Raw genomic sequence first — 22530 nt, 5'->3', positions numbered from 1 at the left:
GTCAATACTTAATGGCGAAAGAAGAAAGCCTTGAAATGGAAGGCGTGGTGATCGACACCCTGCCTAACACTATGTTCCGTGTAGAGCTGGAAAACGGTCACGTGGTTACCGCCCACATTTCTGGCAAGATGCGCAAGAACTACATCCGCATTCTGACTGGTGATAAGGTTAAAGTTGAACTGACACCTTACGACCTGACCAAGGGTCGCATCACCTACCGCTCCCGCTAAGTGCGAAGCGCGCCCCTGTAGACTGATCTGAAAGATTTTAAACACTGCAAGGTTTGTCTGAAACAGGGGCAGACGCCCCTGTCTGATCATTTCCCATCGATAATCTCAAGCCCGGACGTCTTGCTTTTTGTGGCTTCAAACTTGAGGTGTAATTCGTCCTTTTTCACGGTGACACGTACAAAACCACCGTTTTCAGACAGCTTGCCAAACAGAATCTGTTCAGCCATTGGTTTTTTCAGGTACTCCTGAATGGTTCTGCCCATTGGCCTTGCCCCCATCTGGCGGTCATAGCCTTTATGAGCCAGCCACTCTCTGGCCTTATCATCCACATCCAGCTGCACTCTTTTCTCATCCAGCTGCGCCTGCAACTCAGTAAGAAACTTATCAACCACAAATTTAATGGTGTCTTCGTTAAGTGCCTCAAAGGGAATAATTGAATCCAGACGATTGCGGAATTCCGGGGTGAAGGTCTTTTTGATCACGCTCATACCATCGCTGGTATGATCCTGCTCAGTGAAACCAATGGAGCTGCGAGTCATGGATTCGGCACCGGCATTGGTGGTCATAATCAGAATAACATTGCGAAAATCAGCCTTTCGGCCATTGTTATCCGTCAGAGTACCGTGATCCATCACCTGCAACAGCAGGTTAAAGACGTCGGGATGGCCTTTTTCAATCTCATCCAGCAGTAACACACAGTGAGGCGTCTTATTTATAGCCTCAGTCAGCAAGCCACCCTGATCATAACCGACATAGCCCGGAGGCGCACCAATCAGCCGGGAAACGGTGTGGGCTTCCATATATTCAGACATATCGAAGCGCACCAGCTCAATGCCAAGGGATTTCGCCAGTTGCCGACAAACCTCGGTTTTACCCACCCCAGTCGGACCAGAGAACAGGAAGGAGCCAACTGGCTTCTCTGGCGCTTTCAAACCTGCCCGAGACAGCTTAATTGCTGTAGACAGCGATGTAATGGCACCATCCTGCCCGAACACCACCATTTTGAGGTTACGTTCCAGCTTGGACAGAAGTTCCTTATCTGAGGAAGAAACAGACTTGGGTGGTATACGCGACATCTTGGCAACAATGGTTTCAACGTCAACCACTTCAATCACTTCTTTTCTGTCTTCTTCAGATTGTAACTGCTGATAAGCTCCGGCCTCATCAATCACATCAATTGCCTTGTCAGGCATGTGGCGGTCATTAATATAACGATCAGCCAGCTCGGCAGCAGCACGCAGAGAGTCATCTTCATACTTAATGGCATGATGTTCCTCAAAGCGCTGCTTCAAACCCCGGAGAATCTCAATGGTGTCCTCAACATTGGGCTCAATAATATCAACCTTCTGAAAGCGACGGGCCAGAGCCCGGTCTTTCTCGAAAATACCTCGGAATTCCTGAAAAGTGGTTGAGCCGATGCAGCGAAGTTCACCGGAAGTCAGCAAGGGTTTCAGCAGGTTGGAAGCGTCCATAACGCCTCCGGAGGCAGCACCGGCACCAATGATGGTATGGATCTCATCAATAAACAGAATGGCATTATCAAGGCGTTTAAGTTCACTCAGTAACTTCTTGAAACGCTTCTCAAAATCACCCCGATATTTGGTGCCAGCCAGCAGAGAACCCAGATCCAGTGAATAGACAATCGCCTTTGACAGCACTTCGGGGACTTCGCCATCAACGATCCGCTTGGCAAGGCCTTCTGCAACAGCTGTTTTACCAACGCCTGCCTCACCAACCAGTAAGGGATTATTCTTACGACGACGGGTAAGTATCTGGCAGACACGTTCTACTTCTTCAGCCCGTCCCACCAGAGGATCAATCTTGCCCTGTCGAGCCAGGTCATTCAGATTGGCAGCGTAGGTTTTTAACGGGTCTTTGCCAGAAGATTCGGATTCACCTTCTTCCACCAGCTCGTTGCTGATTTCTTCCAGTTCCTGCCCGGGCATCTTGGCGATCCCATGAGCGATGTAATTGACGACATCAATTCTGGCCACATCCTGCTGCTTCAGGAAGAAAACCGCCTGACTTTCCTGTTCACTGAAGATAGCCACCAGAACATTGGCTCCGGTGACCTCCTTCTTGCCGGAACTCTGGACATGGAAAACAGCCCGCTGCAACACACGCTGGAATCCCAGGGTTGGCTGGGTTTCCCGCTCGGTGTCATCTGCAGCAATCAAGGGAGTGGTAGAATCGACAAACTCACTCAATTCCCGTTGCAGCCGCTCCAGGTCAACACCACAGGCAACGAGGACCCTGGAAGCGGATTCATTATCAAGAAGCGCCAGCAGCAAGTGTTCAACCGTCATAAATTCATGACGCTTGCTTCTGGCATCTCTGAAAGCACTATTCAGTGTGAGTTCGAGGTCTTTATTGAGCATAAAAAATTACCCTGAGAACGCTAATTGGCTTTAACTGTTTTGCACAACAGGGGATGCTGGAATTCTCTGGAGTATTCATTAACCTGTGAAGCTTTGGTTTCAGCTACATCTTTGCTGAACGTACCACAGATTGCTTTTCCCTGCGTATGAACTTTCAACATGACCTGTGTCGCCTGTTCGGCGGACATATTGAAAAAAATCTCCAGAACCTCAACTACAAAATCCATTGGTGTAAAATCGTCATTCAGGATGATTACCTGATACATTGAAGGCGGCTTCAGCTGTACTTTCTCAGGGAGCAAAGCGACATCCTGATCACCCTCCAGCTCTCTGCCTTCCTTCTCTAAGCTTAGACGAAACTGCTCAAATTTACTCATAGATTGATGGACTGCTGTATGCTGCATAGCACTGTTTTCCACGTGTATTACAGCGTATTTCATAAACCCGGTATCATCCGGCACAGGCATTAAACGACAAATACATACTAAACCGGTATGTCAAAAGCACAACGCCACAATTCCATTCTAAATAAGTTGAGAAAAAGAACAATGGAGAGTTGGCAGGAATTCTTGTATACGGGTCGTAAAACACAGCCACCTGTGAATCAGTTCCAGACAGGGCTACCGTCTGTACTGTCAGGCAACACATGAAAAAAAGGCCGACACTATGACGTATCGGCCTCTCAGGAGTTAACGATACAATCTGTTCACATCTCAGTTTTACAAAGCACTCAGTGCATTGTTAAACAGGGTTGATGGGCGCATGGCTTTTGCCAATCGTTCCGGGTCGGGGTGATAGTACCCTCCCATATCCATGGCAACACCCTGAACAGAGTTCAGTTCTTCAATAATGGCGGCTTCATTATCCTTCAGCACGGAGGCCAGCGCTTTAAAACGCTCTCTCAAGTCAGCGTCCTCTTCCTGCCCGGCCAGAGCTTCAGCCCAGTACATTGCCAGATAGAAGTGACTGCCACGGTTATCCAGCTCGTTGACTTTTCTTGATGGCGACTTATTGGCTTCGAGGAACTGACCATTAGCCTTGTTCAGAGCCGCTGCCAGTACTTTTGTCCTGACATTACCTGTTTTACTGGCAAGGTCTTCCAGCGAAACGGCCAATGCCAGAAATTCACCCAGCGAGTCCCAGCGAAGATGGTTTTCTTTTACAAACTGCTGAACATGCTTGGGCGCGGAACCACCAGCACCGGTCTCATAAAGACCGCCACCGGCCAGCAAAGGCACAATAGACAGCATCTTGGCGCTGGTTCCCAGCTCCAGAATCGGGAACAGGTCAGTCAGATAGTCGCGTAGAACATTACCGGTAACAGAGATTGTATCCTTACCCGCCTTAATTCGCTCCAGACTGGTCTTAACCGCTTCAACCGGCGGCTGAATACGAATATCCAGACCATCAGTGTCATGGTCTTTAAGATAGGCGTTCACTTTGCCAATCAGGCTGGCGTCGTGGGCGCGCTGTTGATCCAGCCAGAAGATAGCCGTCGAGCCAGTTGCCCTGGCGCGGTTAACGCCCAGCTTAACCCAGTCACGGATTGGCTCATCCCGGGTCTGGCACATTCTCCAGATATCGCCCTTCTCTACTTTATGCTCCATTAATACCTTGCCAGCAGTATCCACCACGCTGACAACGCCAGTCAGCGGAATCTTGAAGGTCTTATCGTGGGAGCCATACTCTTCCGCTTTCTGCGCCATCAGGCCGACATTGGAGACATTACCCATGGTGGTGACATCAAAGGCACCATGATCCTTGCAGAACCGGATAACTTCCTGGTAAACGCCTGCATAGCAGCGATCAGGAATCATCGCCCTGGTGTCATGAAGCTTGCCGTCAGGCCCCCACATTTTACCGGAGGAGCGGATCGCCGCTGGCATGGATGCATCGATAATAATATCGCTGGGGACATGCAGGTTGGTGATACCGCGATCTGAATCCACCATCGCAAGCGATGGTCGGCTGTCGTAGACCTTCATCAGGTCAGCTTCCACTTCGGCTTTCTGTTCAGCAGGCAACCCTTCTATTTTGGCGTACACATCGCCGATGCCATTGCTGGCATCAACGCCAAGTTTTTCAAACAGTGCTGCATGTTTGATGAACACATCTTTATAGTAAGCCTCAACCGCCAGACCAAACATGATCGGGTCAGACACTTTCATCATGGTGGCTTTGAGGTGCAGTGACAGCAGCACATCCTGCTGACGGGCTTCTTCTATCTGAGCCTCATAAAACGCTGACAGGGCAGAACTGCTCATCACAGCCGAATCAATCACTTCACTGGCCTGCAGAGAAAGCCTGTCTTTTAAGACAGTTACCTTACCTTTTTCATCTGTTAGTTGAATGGACACATCACCGGCTTCCGCCATAACCACAGACTGTTCGCTGCTGTAGAAGTCCCCGTCCGCCATATGCGCTACACAGGATTTAGATTCAGAACTCCACTCCCCCATGGAATGAGGGTTCTTTCTGGCATACTCCTTAACAGGGCCAGCCACACGACGATCTGAGTTGCCTTCACGCAGAACCGGGTTAACGGCACTGCCCAGCACTTTGGCATAACGGGCTTTTATTGCTTCTTCAGCAGGGTTCTGCGGCTCTTCGGGATAGTCCGGCACATCGTAACCATGCGCCTGCAGCTCCCTGATGGCGGCATTCAGCTGGGGAATCGAAGCACTGATATTGGGCAGCTTGATAATATTAGCTTCCGGCGTTTTTGCCAGTTCGCCCAGCTCTGCCAGGGCATCTCCCATCTTCTGGTCATCGGTCAGATGGTCAGGGAAGTTGGCAATAATACGTCCGGCCAGAGAAATGTCGCGGGTTTCAACAGTGACATCAGCAACAGAGGCAAAGGCCTGAACAATAGGAAGGAGTGAATAGGTGGCAAGGGCTGGAGCTTCATCGGTTTCGGTATAAATAATCTTGGCTGTTGTCATAGTTTATTCCTGACTCCAAACGGCACTAAAGTCATATCCTCAGGCTGTCAACCCGTGAACCTGACCGAGAATAGAGCAGATAATCATTTGGCGTTATTATTACTTATGGTCACTGGGCAACCAGTGAAAACCCATTCCCCGTATAAAGGCGTTACTAAGATATACCAACATGGGCAGGGAATAAATGCGACAGCACCGTATTTTTACTGAATTTTGTAAGCAACCGTAGCTTTGTACCGAAGTAAACTACTGCAAAAGGCACCAAACGGCTTCACCAAATAGTATTTTAACTAAGCTTGATGGTTTGAATATTCCATGCTGGCTGCATAACATGAATGCTCAATACTATTCTGCAAGTTATAAAACTATCGTTCCCCTTGCTGCTTCGGGTAAGTTCGTAGTCAGGCTTCTGGCGGGTTGTCTTATTCTTCTCCTGTCTTGCCTGCCATATTCCCGGGCAGACGAGATACAACCTCCGACTTCTATTCAAAAGGCAGGGAACTTCTTCAGACATCAGGTGTTAACAAATGATCTGAATAAAAAATTAGTTTATGTCAGCTGGTCCGAAGGACAGCGATTCTGTCAATGTTCACACCCGGAAGTGAGACTGTTAAAGCAAACAGGTCAACTGTTATGGCGAACATTGCCTGACGGGCAGCGTCTGGCGTTGGGCATCCGTCGGGGGAGCGCAATTTTCGAAGTTCCCAGCACTATAAAAAAGACCTGCCTGAATGCGCTTTCTGATAAAGGTGTTCTCCAATCTCCCCTTAAACTGGACTCAAAAAAGTTGCTGACTGGCCAGCTACCTGAGCAAGGGCCCGGACTCATTCCCATGGTGCTGGAATGGCCAGGGATTGACTCAGGCAACGACCCTGAACGGTTTAATCAGTATTGCGACAACTGTGATCCGCTTGATTTTCCCGACAAACCAAAAAAAGGAAACATGAGGGGGAGCCCACTCTTCTTGGGCGATAATCTGCTGATGTTTGCAATACCTCCCGGTCAGGATTCTGAAAGGGCTATCGTTGTCAGGGTTAATGGCACACAGGTTGTATTAAGCCCTGAGGATATTGAATGGGTGGAAGCGCTACTGCAAAATCCACAGTACCACGAGCTGCTACTGCAACGGGTCCGTAATACTCTATGGCTGCGACACACGGATCAGCATATTATCAGAAGCAGCTACTATCTGGCGCTGAATCATGTGTATTTATGGCTGCATCGATTGCTTCTCGATTTAGAAGGGAAGTACGCAGGTATTCCTGCACCAGCGGTATTAATGCAGCAGCTTTTGATGACTCAGCTTTTTCAAGCTTACAAGAACCAGATACCAGGGATAATCAGTTTTCCCGATAAAACAAGCGAAAAACAGGTTTCGACTGATGCATCTTCTGACACAAGTTCACAGGAAGGCTCTCAGTTAACCAGTGGAGCAAAACAACAATCAGACGCTTCACTGAAAAACGATGCCAGTTCCAGAGACTTGAAAGACCCTCAGAATGAAAGGACAAATATTGCTGATCAGGGGGCTCCCCTCCTGCCACCTCCGACGCTGGTTATAATGGCGGCCGGGAATGGATCCAGATACGGATCTCCCAAACAGTTGGATATTCTGCCCTATATCAACATGACACTACCAGAGGTCACTATAAGGAATGCGGCAAAGGCGGGCATTAAAAAAGTAGTGCTGATTATCCGGGAAGACCTGAAACAGCAAGTACAGGACAATATTATTTCCAGACTGCCAGAAGGTATTGAAGTTCAGATCGTCTTTCAGAAACTGGATGACCTTCCTGCCGGCTTTCAGTTAGATGAGTTACCAGAGCGGAACAAACCCTGGGGAACAGCACATGCGGTATGGGCTGCCAGAAAGGTTGTAAACGGTTCATTTGTTCTACTGAATGCTGATGATTATTATGGTTCGAATGTGTTTACTGAAATGATTCAGGGGTTGCCAGCAGGTAGAAGTTGGGCAATGGTTGCCTACCCACTGCATAGAACCCTTTCTGGACATGGAGGTGTCAGCCGTGGTATCTGCCACATCAATGAAGGTCAACAGCTTGTGGAGGTGAAAGAGCATTACAACTTGCAAAGGCAGCAAAGCAGAGGGATAGAAGGGAATTCTAAAGATCAGCCAGCAGTCGCCTTTTCTGATGAGCAACCTGTTTCCATGAATGTCTGGGGTTTTCAACCTGATGTTTTTGCACTGATAGAAGAAGAATTTGTGGCATTTTTAACGCGACAAAAGCAAAATCTGACCGGTGCAGACAAGGAAGAATTTCTTTTGCCTGATGTTGTGCAAACAGCAATTTCCACCAGGGAGAAGGTGGTGCGGGTTTACCACTCTGAAGACCAGTGGCTGGGGATGACCTATCGCAAAGACAGAGAGAGTGTAGGGCGTTTACTGCATGAATGGAATCAGAGTACTCCACCTCAACATTCTTTTCAGACAAAACACCATTTCACTGAGTAAGTTTCAGGACGTACCGTCTATGCATAAATCCGATTATAAGATCATTACCCGGTTGATTTGCTTAGTTTGAATGCTGACCTATTATCAAAATCCAATTTTATTTTCAGGTTAAATCACTATGCACTTCGAAGCTTATATCTTTAAACACAACATAAGACTTTTTCTGATACTGACTTTAGCCTCAACCAGTTTTGCAGGTGAAAATTGTACTCTCTGCGGTAAACCAACAGCTAGAATATCCAACTGGTATTGGTGTCCTGACTGTGTACAGCATTCACATTCTGCCCCAACAGAACAAGATCCACTTCCATTATCAGTGAATCAAGATCAGCAAGACAGGGAACATCTTGAATCCCTGCTATTAAATAGTGCCTGTCCGAAAACCCTCAAGCCCTTGAAAAACACAGCCTGAGGCCAAATATAATACTCGAAGATTTTCCCAGACAGGCTGTTTTCGAGTTTATGCGTCAAACCATTAATCCACAAATGCAGTTGGGCGAGGTTGATATCTCCGCCATCACATTCAACCCCAAGTCCAGAGATGATATTCCCCGGCTTTTGCGGGGCTTGCAGCACATATGGGTTACACCTGATCTGAGAGAGCAGGTCTTTCAAGTTCTTGAAAGTATGATTCCTGCCAGCAGTAATAATGGTCGTCCCGGTATGGATCTCTGGAACATACTGGTGTTTGGCACCCTGCGGCTGGTCACTAACTGTGATTATGACCGTCTTCAGGAGCTGGCCAATGAACACGGCACGCTACGGAAAATGCTTGGGCACGGTCCTTACTGCACGCACTCTTATCATATCCAGACATTGCAGGATAATATCAGCCTGTTCACGCCCGAAATACTGGACCAGGTAAACCAGATTGTCGTGGCAGCAGGCCATCAACTGGTTAAAAAAAAGATGAGCCGCTATATGGCCGTGCCGATTCGTTTGTAGTCAAGACCGATGTTCATTTTCCCACAGACATCAGCCTGTTAAACGATGCCTGTCGTAAGGCTATTGAGTTTGCGTCCACCCTGGCTGGCCAGTACCAGTTACCAGCGTGGCGTCAGCGGGAATACCTGAAAAAACAGCATCGAAAGCGCTATCACAAGGTGCGGAATCTGAAACATTCCGTTGCTGCCTGCGAGTTTAAACAGCGGTCACGTCAGCACGATATTGAAACGGCACACCTTGAATACATTAAGTACAGTCTCGACATTATCCGCAAGGCAGAAAGCACAGCTGCCCTGGTAGAAAAAAGCGCCCCCGATGAGTCTGCGCTGGAGAATCTCAAATACTACATTGCCCACAGTCGTCACCAGATTAATCTGATTTATCGTCGGGTGATCGAGCATCAGCAGATTCCTCACAGCGACAAGGTGTTCTCGATTTTTGAACCCCACACAGAATGGATCAGCAAGGGTAAAGCCGGAGTTCCTGTAGAGTTGGGGTTGCGGGTATGCGTACTGCAAGACCAGTTTGGCTTCACGCTGAATCACCATGTGATGCAAAAGCAGACAGACGATCAGGTTGCAGTGCCTATCGCAAAAGGAGCAAAACAACGCTTTCCCATGCTGAGCCAGGTCAGTTATGACAAAGGGTTCTGGAGCCCCGCCAACCTTGAGGAACTTGATGGCTTTCTGGAACGAACCATTCTGCCGAAGAAAGGCAGGCTTTCCGCAGAAGACAAAAAACGAGAGCACCACCTTGAGTTTACCCGGGCAAAAAGAAAGCATTCCGCCGTAGAGTCTGACATTAATGCTCTGGAAGCCAATGGCCTCGATAAATGTCCGGACAAGGGCATTGATGCCTTCAAGCGCTATGTTGCCCTTGCGGTTGTGGGTGGCAACCTGAAGCGCTTGGGCAGGATTTTACAAGAACGGGATTTTTAGCCCTACTGACAGCAGTCTTTTGCCGTCCGAAATTTGATCATGGGTGCATGAGGGTTCTGCACGTTCGTAAAATGGCAGTTTTGGCTATTTTGCAAGCACTTTGATCAAGAAGTGCCCTATAAGCGAGACTCTGATAATGCTTGCGGAGCAGTTCTACTGTTTGATGAATGTCAGTGACTCAATTTTCATAGGTTTTCTGACAGGCACTAAATACTCCTGAACGCCTCAGGAATAACATCAACAGGCTGCTGGGTCGGGGAGAAAGAGCATCAAGATTAATAAATCTCATAGAACAAAACCCTTGCAACGTGCCATTAAACGTGCCATTAACAGTCGTTACGACTCCTCCCGGAATAACTCCCCGTACTGATGAAACCAATGCTCTGGATGTTCTGTATGAAAATATACAGCAATCACTCAAGGGCAGTGGGGCAAAAGATGCCAACCCGGATTCAATGGATGACCATCTCAATAAATTTCAAAAGCAAAGGGAATTACTGGAAAAAATTAGAAATACCCGATTAATACAGGGGCGTTATAGAATTAATGGTTTTAATCATTTTATTTCTCTGCCACACCACGATGAGCTTAGTAGAGTCAACAGCGACGTTTTAAATATAACCCTTCGTAGCGGTCAGGCTGTCGAGGTCATCATTACTGGCCCCGCTGACTTCCCCCTCATGACAGGCACTCTTAGCCAGGCACCGGGCTCCAACATACAAATACACTTTGAGTTTATTATGACCATAGAGAATAGTCGTATTCAGGACGCGGTTAATGGTGTATTAAAACTGTTAGAGGCATTTGGGGGTGGGACTATTCACTTTTACACCCGGAATAAACAATCCAGATAAGGAATGCGGCAAAGGCGGGCATTAACATTCTTTTCAGACAAAACACCATTTCACTGAGTAAGTTTCAGGACATACCGTCTATGCATAAGTCCTATAGAAGTGACAAGCTTTGGTGGGTAGAATAGCTGCCTGTTATTTCAAACTACATGATTCTATGAAACAACCTTCCGATACCAAAGTCATTGTCGGCATGTCCGGCGGTGTAGATTCTTCTGTCTCAGCGCTTCTGCTTAAACAGCAGGGCTACCAGGTAGAGGGTCTGTTTATGAAAAACTGGGAAGAAGATGACGGTACGGAATACTGTACCGCCATGGAAGACCTGGCGGACGCACAGGCCGTTTGCGACAAGCTGGGCATCAAGTTGCACAAAGCAAACTTTGCAGCAGAGTACTGGGATAACGTATTCGAACACTTCCTCAACGAGTACCGCAATGGCCGCACTCCTAACCCGGACATTCTGTGCAACAAGGAAATCAAGTTCAAGGCGTTCCTGGATTACGCCCGGCATCTGGATGCCGATTTTATCGCCATGGGACATTACGCCCGGGGTGGCATCGTCGATGGCCGGGCGGTTCTGAAAAAAGGTCTCGACAACAACAAGGACCAGAGTTACTTCCTGCATCAGGTTGGCTCTGAACAACTGGCACGCACGCTGTTCCCGGTGGGTGAACTGGAAAAGCCGGAAGTACGTCGTCTCGCTGAAGAACACGGCCTGATCACCCACAACAAAAAAGACAGCACCGGCATCTGCTTTATTGGCGAGCGCCGCTTCCGGGACTTCCTGAAGCAGTACCTGCCCGCACAACCAGGCGATATTATCACCGAAGCAGGCGACACCATTGGTCAGCATTCCGGACTGATGTACCACACCATTGGCCAGCGTCAGGGTCTGGGCATTGGCGGTCTGAAAGGGGCTGGTGAATCACCGTGGTATGTGGTTGAAAAAGATCTCGACAGAAATGTACTGATCGTCGGCCAGGGGAATGACAACCCACTGCTGTTTTCCGAAGCTCTGACCGCCAGTGATATATTCTGGATTGCCGGGCAGGCACCCGAAATGCCTTCCAGGCTGACCGCCAAGGTGCGTTACCGCCAGCAGGATCAGGCCTGCACACTCTCTAAAATGGAAGATGGCCGCTATCTGGTGGTGTTTGATAAGGCACAAAGAGCAGTCACACCGGGTCAGTCCGTGGTATTCTACAACGGTGATATCTGTTTGGGTGGTGGCGTTATTGACGGACGCCACAAGACTGCTGCTGACGCCAAAGCCGCATAAGGTCATGGGTCTGCAGCCTCCCGAACTGAAATAATCCACCCTGCAGACCCGCTGAACGGAACAGAGAATTACTGGTGCAATACACAGCAAAGGAACAGGCCGCGGCGCTGGCCGGCATTTTTCAGGCAGCCGCGTTAGTAGAACGCCTGGCACGGACAGGTCAGCTGACGGATGAGGACATGACTCCCTCTATCCACAGCGTATTTGTGACCAACCCGGATTCAGTAGAAGACATCTATCAGGGCTATGGCTCACTGGCACTGGGACGACAAACCCTTAAAAGCGTACTGGAGCGCCAAAGTGATGCGATTCAGGGGGATACCGTTCGCTATGCCCTCACCCTGATCCACCTTGAGCGTAAACTCAGTCGTAACGGCAATATGCTGCAGGAAATCAGCCAGCGCCTCTCCCGCGCCGGAGATCAGGTCTCCCACTTCGGACTGCTGCATGAAAATGTAATCGCCGGCCTTGCAGGCATCTATCTGGATACCATCAGCACATTCAGAACCCGTGTACAGGTTTCTGGTGATCTACGCCACCTGCAAATCAAAAGCAATGCCGAAAAAATCAGGGCGCTGCTTCTGGCGGGTATTCGTTCCGCCATTCTGTGGCGACAGACCGGCGGTAGCCGCTGGCACCTGCTGCTGAACCGCAAAAAATTGCTGGCCGGTCTGAAGCAACTCTGAAAATCGACTGTTTCCCAGGAGCCTGTCGGACTCAAGGCTGTCCTACCGGCAACTGCTCCTGCGTTGCCCTAGCTCCGGCATCCATGCCGTCGTGCGGTTGCAATCCTCACAACGGACGCTTAAGTCCGACAGGCTCCTGGTCTTTTTTTCATACATCTTTTTAACCCTTGCTTCGCGAAATGGACTCGACATACTCAAGCTCAATCGTACGGTCTCTCAGCAAATTAAGAGTTTGGCAGTCCGTAGTTTCGGAAATATCTTGTGGTGTTGCCCCCGACCTTTTTCAGAGGCCGGTTGAGAGCTTTTTCTGCATTTTTTAATCTGTAACCAAACTTCGAAGCATATCAGTAAACTTAAGCTATATTTACCGACCTGAATTTAGTTTTAACAAAGTGGCCAGAGTTCATAAGAGGTCTTACAAGTGCCGAAAGCAAATGTCGTCCGTTTAAAGCTATTACTGATGCTATTGGTGCTAACCTTCCTGTCAAACAGCAGCTATTCAGACAATGAGGCGTTTTTTTCCTGGACGCTAAAACTTAAAGGCAGCGAATCGAAGGTATTCAGCGGCTCTATCCGAAATACCATGGCAGACTCTCACTCAGGTATTCTTAATCATTCCGGTCCCGATGCAGGCGGGCTTTGCGCCAATGTCAACCTTGCCTTTTGTCGCTTTTGTGGTCATAGTTTTTGCCCCTGCGAATACCAGTCGGTTCAAACAAACTCAACAATGGACCTACAGTCAGCTAATGCTGATTTTCCGTCCCCCGATACTACGCCTTTTTGGCTGTTTTCCCAACCTGGCCGGTCAGGTGGACTTTTCCTCACCACTACAAGACATACCCTGAGGGTGAATACCTATGACTGTTATAGCTGCAGTTACAGCCTTTGCCACAGTTTAGCGGACTAGCCCGCCCGGCGGGCACACAACCCAGAGTAACTCTTAGCTGCCAACCTCAATTCTTCGTCCTACGATAAGGAAGGAGGCATATCCGAGCCAGAGACCGAACGCACACTGGTGCTCTTGCCCGAAGTTTAGCGTGGTCGGGAGGCTGGCGACCGCATCACTGATGACGCCTGGCGATCTCGTTCAGAAGACTGCATATGATCGACAGCCCCATACCCGGATATGCCTTCGTTCAGTAGTGTAGGAACGCAGTCATGAAACACAACCCAAATCCGGCTAAAGTTCAAAAGCGGATATCTGGCCATCTAAAAACCGTGAACCTCTATGCTGCAGGCATTGATATTGGTTCAGAGTTCCACTTTGTTGCTGTCCCTAAAGAGCTCGATGAACAGTCGGTTCGGTCTTTTGCCTGCTTTACCTCTGATCTCGAAATGATGACTCAATGGCTCGTGAAAATCGGAATTACGACCGTGGTCATGGAGTCTACCGGAATCTATTGGATTCCCGCTTTCGAAATGCTTGAAGAGCACGGCCTTGACGTCAAACTGGTGAATGCTCGTCATGTTAAAAACGTCCCTGGTCGTAAAAGTGATGTGCAGGACTGTCAGTGGTTACAACAACTGCATACTCATGGCCTGCTTGAGGGAGCTTTTCGCCCTGAAGATCAGGTGTGTGCCTTGCGTGCCTATATGCGTCAGCGTGAAACCCTGATCCGTTACCGGGCGTCGCACATACAGCACATGCAGAAAGCTTTACGGCAAATGAACCTGTTGTTGGACAATGTCGTTGCGGATATCACTGGCAAAACGGGGATGGGTATCATTCTCTCCATTCTCGCGGGAGAGCGTGACCCAGAGGTACTGGCCAAACACCGGGACTCTCATTGTAAAAAATCAGAGAAAGTCATTGCTAAGTCACTGCATGGGCATTACCGGGTGGAACACCTATTTGCCTTAAAGCAGTCTGTTGAGCTTTATGATTTTTACGAAAAGCAAATTGAAGCTTGTGACAAGGCATTGGAAGACCAGTTGAACCAGTTTGATGATAAGTCCGAGAGTATCTCTCTGCCTGCAAAACGCAAATCAGCCAGCGCCCCTGCTTTTGATGTAAGAACTCACCTTTACCGGGTGACAGGGGTAGATCTGACATCGATTGAGGGAATAGAGGAAAATACCGCCCTGAAGGTAGTTTCTGAAATTGGTACAGACATGAGTCGCTGGCCGACAGTGAAGCACTTTTGTTCCTGGCTGGGACTGAGCCCGGGAAACAAGATATCAGGAGGCAAAGTGTTGAGCAGCAAGACCAAAAGAATCCCTAACCGGGCCGCTTCTGCTCTGCGTATGGCTGCACTGACTCTGGTGAGTTCGAAAAGTGCGCTGGGAGCCTATTATCGTCGAATGAGAAGTAAGCTGGGGGCACCAAAAGCGATTACAGCGACTGCACATAAACTTGCCCGGCTGATTTACAGCATGCTGAAAAACGGCTCAGAGTACGTAGATAGAGGTCAGGATTACTACGAGGAGCAATACCGTGACCGAGTCATTAAAAACATGAGAAAGCGCGCTGAAGACATGGGTTACAAACTGGTCGAAATTGAAACAGCCTCACCATCTTGACTCTATGCAAATAACTAGTCCCGAAGGAGTTACTCAGAAGACCTGTTTGAAGAGTGCAATTGGGATAATGACTGTCACAAGTGGATGTGTTGTTTGACCTATTGTGCCACTTTACCTTTTTTCGCTTTACCCCATTACTGCTACAGATTTTACCAGAGCCAGTCCCGGCAAGGCGGTGACAGACGGAGCGATTTAACCGACTCAACTCGATATGATCTAGGAGAGAGAGTGCGATTAACCCATATGTCGGTTAATGGTAACGAAGGTGCTTCAAACAGCACTTCATATTGGTCTATGCCTCTCACAACCCACGCGATACATCTGGGAGGAAGTGACAGAAACACACAGGCATGGTTGCATCACGCCATTGCAGGTGGGTTTCATACTATGATCAGAGTTGCTTTCCCGGGTTTTTTGCACACTTCTACCCGAGTAGTAGTGCAGGTAACCGAGTCCCATCAGGATCATTCCAGCTTCACTATCACTCTGGGGGTTTTTGGGAACCATGATCTCGAGCGCATCACTATGGTAGTATCAGAGCAAGAGTCAGAATCAGAATCAGAATCAGAATCAGGTCATTCTTTTTACGCAATTGAACAACTGACCTTTGATGGGCCGAACCTGGTGCTTAGTTTAAACCGTACAACTGAAGCTGAATATGTTCAAACTCAGCAACCGCCTGCTGCAGAACGGTCACAGGCTGTAGCCTTTCTGCAGGAGGAATACGGAGCCCGGAGCAGAGAAATAAGCGAAGGCGGCGAAAACAGGAACGGGGAGGATGAAAGTCTTTCAGCATTAATGCAGCAGCATCCAGAACCAAGTGCTCCACCCTCGGAACAGGATAGACCAGAACCAGGACTTTGGCGTGGGCCTGGACTGCCTGACCCCAATCAGCTGGGAAACGTTCCGCCTCCTCCCTACAGCCTCTACCCCCACGGCGCATCAGGTCTTGACGGCAGTAAGCGATAGTCCCGAATTAAATGGTTCTTAACCGGTTTTGAAAGGCTGCTCCACCAGTAGCTCCAACAACGGCTGGAGCACGCCTTTACCTCGCTTCATACAGCCACTGCCTTCTAAGTTTTTTTGCTGCCGTACTGGCTGGCTACTGGTTTGCCGTCAATGGTGGCATCCTTAAACTCGATAACATACTCCTTGCCATCTTTTTTCATTCATCACACCTGAAAGACCGATGTTTTTCCGGTATGATGCGCCCTTTCTGCGATCATAAGGCGTTTAAACATGGAGCTGACTGCACTGACTGCCGTATCCCCTATCGACGGTCGTTATGGGTCTAAAACCGAAAGTCTCAGAACCATTTTCAGCGAGTATGGCCTGATCCGCTTCCGCGTTACTGTTGAGGTAAAGTGGTTGCAGGCTCTGGCTGCTCACCCTCAAATCACCGAAGTTCCGGTTCTGTCTGAAGAAGCAGATGCTGCGCTGAACCAGCTGATCGACGATTTTTCCCTGTCTGACGCCGGGCGTGTCAAAGACATCGAACGCACCACCAACCACGATGTAAAAGCCGTTGAGTACCTGATCAAGGAAAAGGTACAGGACAACGCCGAACTGGCTGCCATCAGCGAATTTGTTCACTTCGCCTGCACCTCTGAAGACATCAACAACCTGTCTCACGGCCTGATGCTGAAAACGGGGATGCAAGAAGCCGTCCTGCCGGTCATGGAAGAGTTGATAGCTGATATTGAAAAACTGGCGCAAGATCACGCCTGCCAGCCAATGCTGTCCCGTACCCACGGCCAGACCGCGTCTCCAACGACACTGGGCAAAGAGATGGCCAACGTCGCTTATCGTCTGCGCCGTCAGATCCGGCAGATCAAGGCGATCTCCCCGCTGGGCAAAGTCAATGGCGCTGTAGGAAACTACAATGCTCACCTGTCTGCCTACCCTGAGGTAAACTGGCAGGAACATGCAGAAGAGTTTGTCACCAGCCTGGGACTGACCTTTAACCCATACACCACCCAGATTGAACCACATGATTACATCGCCGAACTGTACGATGCCATCTGCCGTTTTAACACCATCCTGATCGATTTCGATCGTGATGTCTGGGGCTATATCTCTCTGGGTTACTTCAAGCAGAAGACCATTGCCGGTGAAGTGGGCTCCTCCACCATGCCGCACAAGGTCAACCCGATTGACTTCGAAAACTCCGAAGGCAACCTGGGCATCGCCAATGCAGTCATGCAGCACCTGGCCGCCAAACTGCCAGTGTCCCGCTGGCAGCGCGACCTGACCGACTCTACCGTTCTGCGTAACCTGGGTGCCGGTCTGGGCTACAGCCTGATCGCCTACGCCTCCAGCCTGAAAGGCATCAGCAAGCTGCAGGTAAATGCCGAGACACTGAACGCTGACCTGGATAATGCCTGGGAAGTACTGGCCGAGCCGATTCAGACAGTTATGCGCCGCTACGGTATTGAACAGCCTTACGAGAAACTGAAGGCTCTGACTCGTGGTCAGGACGGTATCACCAAAACAACCCTGGCCACCTTTATCGATGGACTGGAGCTGCCAGCCCCGGTGAAGGAAGAACTGAAAGCCATGACGCCAGCCACCTATATTGGTAACGCTGTGGATCAGGCTAAGGCTATCTGAAACCAGCCTGTTTTTTCGAAAGCCTGAATACCCCCCTCTAAAAAAACAAGAAGGCTGCCTGAGTCAACAGGCAGCCCTCTTCATACTGGTGGAACAACAGACTATGACGCAAACAGCTATCAGTCTTTATTATCATTCCGTGCTTCTTTCTGCTCAGTCTGAATAAGGTAGTAACTTTCCATTACCCTCTGCAGACACTCATCGGCTACTTTGTGCAGCGAATGATCCTTGTTCAGGTTTGTTAACCAGTTCATTGTTTTCTATACCTTCCGGTGGAATCTGATTTATTGCCTTCTGATTCAGGCTGATTATCTTTTTTAATATCAATAGATTACACAGTCATCTTATACAGATGTACAACTCAAACCACCGAAGAACACCGACTGAACGCAAACATACAATACCACTCGTTAACATTTGCGATCAATCATTCATTTAAACTACTCCGCTGTTTCCATTCATATTGCAACCCTTTACTGCATCAGGGTCTATCTTTGACTGATCTTATTGAAAAGGTTGTCTCATGTCCTCTACACCAACAGCCCTGCCCGACCCCATGACACTCAGGGAGGTGTACCAGCAGCAACAGCCCTACACCCGGATGACGCCGTTACTGGTTTCTGAGTCACTGTCAAAACTGATCCATGGCGACGTACTGGTTAAAGCAGAGTCACTGCAAAAAACCGGTGCCTTCAAATTCAGGGGAGCTATCTATCGCCTGTTGTTATTAACGCCGGAGCAGAAGCAGCAGGGCGTCACGGCTTACTCATCCGGGAATTTCGCCAGAGGTCTTGCCGCTGCGGGCAAGATTCTCAATGTAAAAGTCACACTGGTCATGCCTGCGGATGCACCGGAAAATAAAATCGCCAGTGCAAAGAAGCTCGGAGCCAATGTCGTACTCTGTCAGCAGATGGAGCCATCCAGGGAAGAAGCAGCCCAGAAACTTTCTGAAGACATTGCCAACCAGAATGGTTCAATACTACTGCACCCCTTTGACGACCCGGAAATCATCAAGGGACAGAGTGCTGTTGGTGTCGAATTGATGCAGCAGTTACAGCAACAACAGATTAACTGCCAGAGCCTGCTCTGTCCTGTCGGTGGCGGGAGCCTGGTGGCAGGGTGCAGCCTGCTGTTTGACCCGTTTCATACCAGCACACAGGTCTTTGGCGTAGAGCCGGAGGGGTATGCTGGCATGAACCAGTCATTGCTGGTTAATCATCTCAGCAGGGCGCCGGGGAAAAACCTGAGCCACTGTGACGCCCTGTTAGCCCGGAGTCCCGGTAAAGCGAATTTTGAAGTGGTGCGCCAGACCAGCGTTAAGGGCTTACGGGTATCAGAACACTTTGTCGTTGAAGCGGTGCAAATCGCTTTTGAAGAACTGAAACTGGTACTGGAACCGAGTGGTGCCATCGCGCTGGGTGCGCTGATGCAATACCCGGCTCAGTTCAGGGGGCAGACCGTAGTAGCGATAGCCACCGGCGGTAATGTTGATAAAGCCCTTTTCACAGAGTTGGTGAACAAATAGTGGTGAGCAAATAGTGGTGAGCAAATAGTGGCAAGCAAATAAAGAGCAGCCTACAGCCAGCGGTGAAGACAACTAAGAAGCTCAGGCGCTTCTACAGGTTTGGAAAGGTAGTCGTCGGCACCCGCCAGGCGACAGCGTTTTTCGTCCTCTGCTGAAGCACTGGCGGTCACCACAACAACCGGCAGCATACGATACTCAACTTCGCTTCTTAACTTCTCCAGCATGGTAAAGCCGTCCATTGTCGGCATCATTAAGTCCAGTACCACAAGGTCGATATGCCGCTCTGTTTCCATTAATTCCAGAGCCTGCCTGCCGTTTTCAGACAACAACACCTTCAGGCCATGCTTCTGAAGTAGCTGGGACAGGGCAAAACTGTTCCTCAGGTCATCATCAACAACGAGTACCGTTTGTTGGTTAAACTCAAAGACCTCATCACTGTCAGGCTCGACGGTGTTAAGAAAGAAATCGTTATTCATGCTGGACGGGTTATGGTCTGCCGCATCAGGCAACAGAGAGCCGGGGGGAAGCGAAAGCGTAAAAGTGGCACCCTGATCTTTCTCACTGACCAGCGTTAGTCTCGCATCCATCAGGTCTGACAGTTTTCTGCAGATCGCCAGCCCAAGCCCGGTGCCGCCATATTGCCGGCTGGTCGATCCATCGACCTGTTTGAACATCTGAAAGATGGTCTGCTGTTTATCGACGGGAATACCAATGCCCGAGTCAGACACGGCAAAACTCAGGCATTCCGAAGTGTAATCCGTATCCGGATTCCAGACATCCCTGAAAATCCGCAGCGCCACACGACCCTTCTCCGGGGTAAATTTACAGGCATTCGACAGAAGGTTTTTGAGTATCTGCTTTAACCGCTTCCGGTCTGTGTTAATCCATTCACCCAGATCGGTGTCAACGTCAATGGTAAAGGCCAGCGATTTTTCATCAGCCAGGGGTCTGAACTGTTCTTCAAGCCCCTGGCATAACTCATGGATCGAAACATCTTCCATATGGATACTCAGCTCGCCAGCCTGAACCTGAGACATATCCAGTATGTCCTCAATAATCTCCAGTAACTCATTGGAATTATTATATATAACCGACATGGAATAAAGGTCATCTGCACTGAGGTTGCCTTCTGAGTTATCCAGAATCAGTTTGGCAAGGATAATGGTACTGTTTAACGGAGTACGCAGTTCATGAGAAACATTGGCAAGAAATTCTGACTTGTAACGGCTGATTTTTTCCAGCTCTATGGCTTTCTCTTCCAGAGCCTGATTAGTCGACTGCAACATGCGTTGCTGATTTTTGAGTTTGTCCCGATGTTCTTCAAGGCTGAAGTTTTGCTTTTCCAGCTCCCGGGTTCGCTCTTTTACAGCTTCTTCCAGGCTGGCAGCCAGTTTCGTCAACTCCTGGTTTCTGAAGAATATCTCTCTGGTTTTTTCTTCCGCTATACGTTCAGCCGCCTTACGGGCAGACTTTTCACGTTGATAACGCTTCTTCCAGGCTTCAGCATCCATGACTTTAGATCGCTCCTCTGGAGTGAACCGTGAAGAGAATCAGGATTTTCTTTCCATCAAAAAACGAGCTTCAGTGCCGGGACCAACGCCGGGAAGATCCTGCCGGTCGATCGTCAGGTTCTCATTGAAATGAGCAGCACAACCCTTAATCAAACCTTCAGCAACCGAGGCAAAGGGACGGTGAGAGCGGTAGTGAAGCGCCATTTTGTCATCCGCTTCCCGGGTGCATGTCAGCTTGGGCGGATTTGCATCGGGATACAGTTTCTGAACTTCGATATGTATGTAATCTTCAACTTTCTCAATAAAGTCGAACCCAGAGCTTACGCCATGAAAGAAATCAGCATGAATCGTGGCAAAACGACCAAACAGATACTCCCCAAACGCCAGAGCCAAGTCACCTGCTTCCAGCCCGCTCTTTTCACTCAGAAGTGTTACCAGGTTCAGAACTTCTTCATGAGAATAAGTACCAAGGGAGGTGTATTCACCGTTAGACTCAAGGTTGGCTGCTGAAATGATCTCTTCTGCAACGTCAACCGAGAACTTTTGTTCAACCATTTCCATGAATTCGGTAAAAATAACGCCTTTCATTGCTGTCTGCCCTGCAGGTAGTAACTTACCTGAATTAGCGGCACGCATGGTGGGATTTAAAGGTGTTTTTTAAGTTCTGCCAGAGAGCAGCCTGAGTTTTCTGATGGTGATCACTGCCATATGTACTATCTTGAGTGGAATTATAATATCCCCGACAGGCTCAGGTACTCTTCTCAGCCCTGTTGAGAATCAGAAAAAGGCGGTGTCCGTGAACAGTCTGGTCGTTATTCTCTCACTATTGTTTACCTTTTCTGTAAACGCTTCAGACCCATGGGAAAAAGAAGTTAATCATGCACCCAGTGGACGGTTTGACTTCAATGTCTATGCAGTGACATGGCAGCCCACCTATTGCTTACAAAACGGAAAAAACCATTGTGCGAACCGCTTTTATGTTCATGGTGTATGGCCTTACTTTAACCTTCCAGAAGAAGTGACACACAACACCATTCAAGGCAATTTAGCCAGCTCTTTGCTCAATTCCCGGCTCAACCCTTTACTCAACCCTTCACTCAACCCTTTATTTAACTATCATCCTTCATTCTGTTACAGCTCCCCCGGGTGTAAAAGCAGCAAGGACTGTGAAATTGATGACCAGCAGGCGCTCCTGATTATGAACCATCCTTCAATAAAAGACTTATATCCGCAGAGCATCCCTCTCTTTAAACACGAATGGCGCAAACACGGAACCTGCTCCGGGCTGAAGCCAGAAAACTATTTTCTGCAGGCAAATACCTACAGAAGCATGGTTTTTCCCAATCTGGACAATTTGTACAGACTTATTGGTCAACATCAAGCTCCATTTGAGGTCAGTACTTCTCATCTGAAGTCTCTGCTGCCGAATTATACAGGCCTGAGATGCACCCCGGTTAAAGGTCAGACCATGCTCTTTGAAATCTTCTTCTTCATCGACAAATTGGGTAACCCACATACAACTCAAACACAAATAGGGAAGGATTGTTCCGGTAAGATCGTTATACCTGTCACACTGACTGATTCTTAAGTCCGACAGGCTCCTAAGACACTTTAAATCGAATTTACTGCTATTTTTGGAACA

Annotated in this window: 17 protein-coding genes; 11 read left to right on the top strand and 6 right to left on the bottom strand. The window is 48.8% G+C overall.

Features of this window, described 5'->3' with window-relative positions; translation table 11 throughout:
- Positions 1-11 precede the first annotated feature (11 nt).
- Complete coding sequence (gene infA / locus NX722_RS07535; protein WP_034842760.1) at positions 12-230, top strand: translation initiation factor IF-1; 219 nt, start codon at positions 12-14, stop codon at positions 228-230.
- An 86-nt stretch (positions 231-316) separates the two neighbouring features.
- Here the strand turns inward: infA and clpA are convergent, their stop codons facing one another.
- The 3 genes from clpA to NX722_RS07520 all read right to left on the bottom strand — a co-directional run bounded on the left by clpA (position 317) and on the right by NX722_RS07520 (position 5550).
- The gene (clpA, locus tag NX722_RS07530; RefSeq protein WP_262567454.1) at positions 317-2608 is read right to left on the bottom strand and encodes an ATP-dependent Clp protease ATP-binding subunit ClpA; all 2292 of its coding nucleotides are present in this window, start codon (positions 2606-2608) and stop codon (positions 317-319) included.
- A gap of 20 nt (positions 2609-2628) precedes the next feature.
- Positions 2629-2985, bottom strand: a complete 357-nt coding sequence (clpS, locus tag NX722_RS07525) for an ATP-dependent Clp protease adapter ClpS (protein ID WP_262567453.1) — start codon at positions 2983-2985, stop codon at positions 2629-2631.
- Positions 2986-3327: 342 nt separating this feature from the next.
- Entirely contained in the window at positions 3328-5550 is a 2223-nt protein-coding gene (locus tag NX722_RS07520; protein WP_262567452.1) for an NADP-dependent isocitrate dehydrogenase, read from the bottom strand.
- Positions 5551-6151: 601 nt separating this feature from the next.
- On the opposite strand from NX722_RS07520, the gene NX722_RS07515 reads away from it, so the two are divergent.
- From NX722_RS07515 to purB, 8 genes are all read left to right on the top strand, one after another.
- Complete coding sequence (locus tag NX722_RS07515) at positions 6152-8023, top strand: nucleotidyltransferase family protein (RefSeq protein ID WP_265442341.1); 1872 nt, start codon at positions 6152-6154, stop codon at positions 8021-8023.
- Positions 8024-8485: 462 nt separating this feature from the next.
- Positions 8486-9906, top strand: a protein-coding gene (locus NX722_RS07510) for an ISNCY family transposase (RefSeq protein ID WP_262563791.1) whose coding sequence is annotated in 2 segments (ribosomal slippage) — positions 8486-8930 and positions 8930-9906 — 1422 coding nt in all. Because the reading frame shifts where the segments join, the coding sequence is not laid out codon by codon here.
- A 320-nt stretch (positions 9907-10226) separates the two neighbouring features.
- Positions 10227-10760: a hypothetical protein gene (locus NX722_RS07505; protein ID WP_262567450.1), complete on the top strand. Its 534-nt coding sequence runs from the start codon at positions 10227-10229 to the stop codon at positions 10758-10760.
- Positions 10761-10914: 154 nt separating this feature from the next.
- Positions 10915-12036 carry a tRNA 2-thiouridine(34) synthase MnmA gene (gene mnmA, locus NX722_RS07500; RefSeq protein WP_262567449.1) on the top strand — a complete coding sequence of 374 codons (1122 nt, stop codon included), beginning with the start codon at positions 10915-10917 and terminating at the stop codon, positions 12034-12036.
- 74 nt (positions 12037-12110) lie between these two features.
- A complete protein-coding gene (gene hflD, locus NX722_RS07495) occupies positions 12111-12722 on the top strand; it encodes a high frequency lysogenization protein HflD (protein WP_262567448.1) in 612 nt (203 codons plus the stop codon).
- Between the two features lie 1158 nt (positions 12723-13880).
- The gene (locus tag NX722_RS07490) at positions 13881-15242 is read left to right on the top strand and encodes an IS110 family RNA-guided transposase (protein WP_262563664.1); all 1362 of its coding nucleotides are present in this window, start codon (positions 13881-13883) and stop codon (positions 15240-15242) included.
- 387 nt (positions 15243-15629) lie between these two features.
- Positions 15630-16211, top strand: coding sequence for a hypothetical protein (locus NX722_RS07485; RefSeq protein WP_262567447.1), 582 nt, complete (start codon positions 15630-15632; stop codon positions 16209-16211).
- Between the two features lie 270 nt (positions 16212-16481).
- Positions 16482-17852 (top strand): adenylosuccinate lyase, encoded by a 1371-nt coding sequence (gene purB, locus NX722_RS07480; protein ID WP_262567446.1) that lies wholly within the window; start codon positions 16482-16484, stop codon positions 17850-17852.
- Positions 17853-17971: 119 nt separating this feature from the next.
- On the opposite strand, the gene NX722_RS07475 is transcribed toward purB, so the two are convergent.
- Positions 17972-18106 carry a hypothetical protein gene (locus NX722_RS07475; RefSeq protein WP_262567445.1) on the bottom strand — a complete coding sequence of 45 codons (135 nt, stop codon included), beginning with the start codon at positions 18104-18106 and terminating at the stop codon, positions 17972-17974.
- 269 nt (positions 18107-18375) lie between these two features.
- On the opposite strand from NX722_RS07475, the gene NX722_RS07470 reads away from it, so the two are divergent.
- Complete coding sequence (locus tag NX722_RS07470) at positions 18376-19377, top strand: threonine ammonia-lyase (RefSeq protein ID WP_262567444.1); 1002 nt, start codon at positions 18376-18378, stop codon at positions 19375-19377.
- Between the two features lie 50 nt (positions 19378-19427).
- Here NX722_RS07470 and NX722_RS07465 read toward each other — a convergent pair whose 3' ends face one another.
- A complete protein-coding gene (locus tag NX722_RS07465; protein ID WP_262567443.1) occupies positions 19428-20888 on the bottom strand; it encodes an ATP-binding protein in 1461 nt (486 codons plus the stop codon).
- Between the two features lie 39 nt (positions 20889-20927).
- On the bottom strand, positions 20928-21476 hold the full coding sequence (locus tag NX722_RS07460) for a heme NO-binding domain-containing protein (protein ID WP_262567442.1): 549 nt from the start codon (positions 21474-21476) through the stop codon (positions 20928-20930).
- 130 nt (positions 21477-21606) lie between these two features.
- On the opposite strand from NX722_RS07460, the gene NX722_RS07455 reads away from it, so the two are divergent.
- Positions 21607-22476: a ribonuclease T2 family protein gene (locus NX722_RS07455; RefSeq protein ID WP_262567441.1), complete on the top strand. Its 870-nt coding sequence runs from the start codon at positions 21607-21609 to the stop codon at positions 22474-22476.
- Positions 22477-22530: the final 54 nt, after the last annotated feature.

This window comes from Endozoicomonas gorgoniicola (assembly GCF_025562715.2).
In the GTDB taxonomy this organism is placed as follows: Bacteria; Pseudomonadota; Gammaproteobacteria; order Pseudomonadales; family Endozoicomonadaceae; genus Endozoicomonas_A; species Endozoicomonas_A gorgoniicola.
The sequence above is the reverse complement of the archived record's forward strand: the minus strand, read 5'-3'. Positions and strand labels throughout refer to the sequence as shown.

Excerpts from the sequence above, each read along its gene's own strand:
- NX722_RS07470 (WP_262567444.1), top strand. The coding sequence starts at position 18,376 with ATGTCCTCTACACCAACAGCCCTGCCCGACCCCATGACACTCAGGGAG.
- NX722_RS07490 (WP_262563664.1), top strand. The coding sequence starts at position 13,881 with ATGAAACACAACCCAAATCCGGCTAAAGTTCAAAAGCGGATATCTGGC.
- purB (WP_262567446.1), top strand. The coding sequence starts at position 16,482 with ATGGAGCTGACTGCACTGACTGCCGTATCCCCTATCGACGGTCGTTAT.
- clpA (WP_262567454.1), bottom strand. The coding sequence starts at position 2,608 with ATGCTCAATAAAGACCTCGAACTCACACTGAATAGTGCTTTCAGAGAT.
- infA (WP_034842760.1), top strand. The coding sequence starts at position 12 with ATGGCGAAAGAAGAAAGCCTTGAAATGGAAGGCGTGGTGATCGACACC.
- clpS (WP_262567453.1), bottom strand. The coding sequence starts at position 2,985 with ATGAGTAAATTTGAGCAGTTTCGTCTAAGCTTAGAGAAGGAAGGCAGA.
- NX722_RS07520 (WP_262567452.1), bottom strand. The coding sequence starts at position 5,550 with ATGACAACAGCCAAGATTATTTATACCGAAACCGATGAAGCTCCAGCC.
- NX722_RS07475 (WP_262567445.1), bottom strand. The coding sequence starts at position 18,106 with ATGAACTGGTTAACAAACCTGAACAAGGATCATTCGCTGCACAAAGTA.
- NX722_RS07485 (WP_262567447.1), top strand. The coding sequence starts at position 15,630 with ATGATCAGAGTTGCTTTCCCGGGTTTTTTGCACACTTCTACCCGAGTA.
- NX722_RS07460 (WP_262567442.1), bottom strand. The coding sequence starts at position 21,476 with ATGAAAGGCGTTATTTTTACCGAATTCATGGAAATGGTTGAACAAAAG.
- mnmA (WP_262567449.1), top strand. The coding sequence starts at position 10,915 with ATGAAACAACCTTCCGATACCAAAGTCATTGTCGGCATGTCCGGCGGT.
- NX722_RS07465 (WP_262567443.1), bottom strand. The coding sequence starts at position 20,888 with ATGGATGCTGAAGCCTGGAAGAAGCGTTATCAACGTGAAAAGTCTGCC.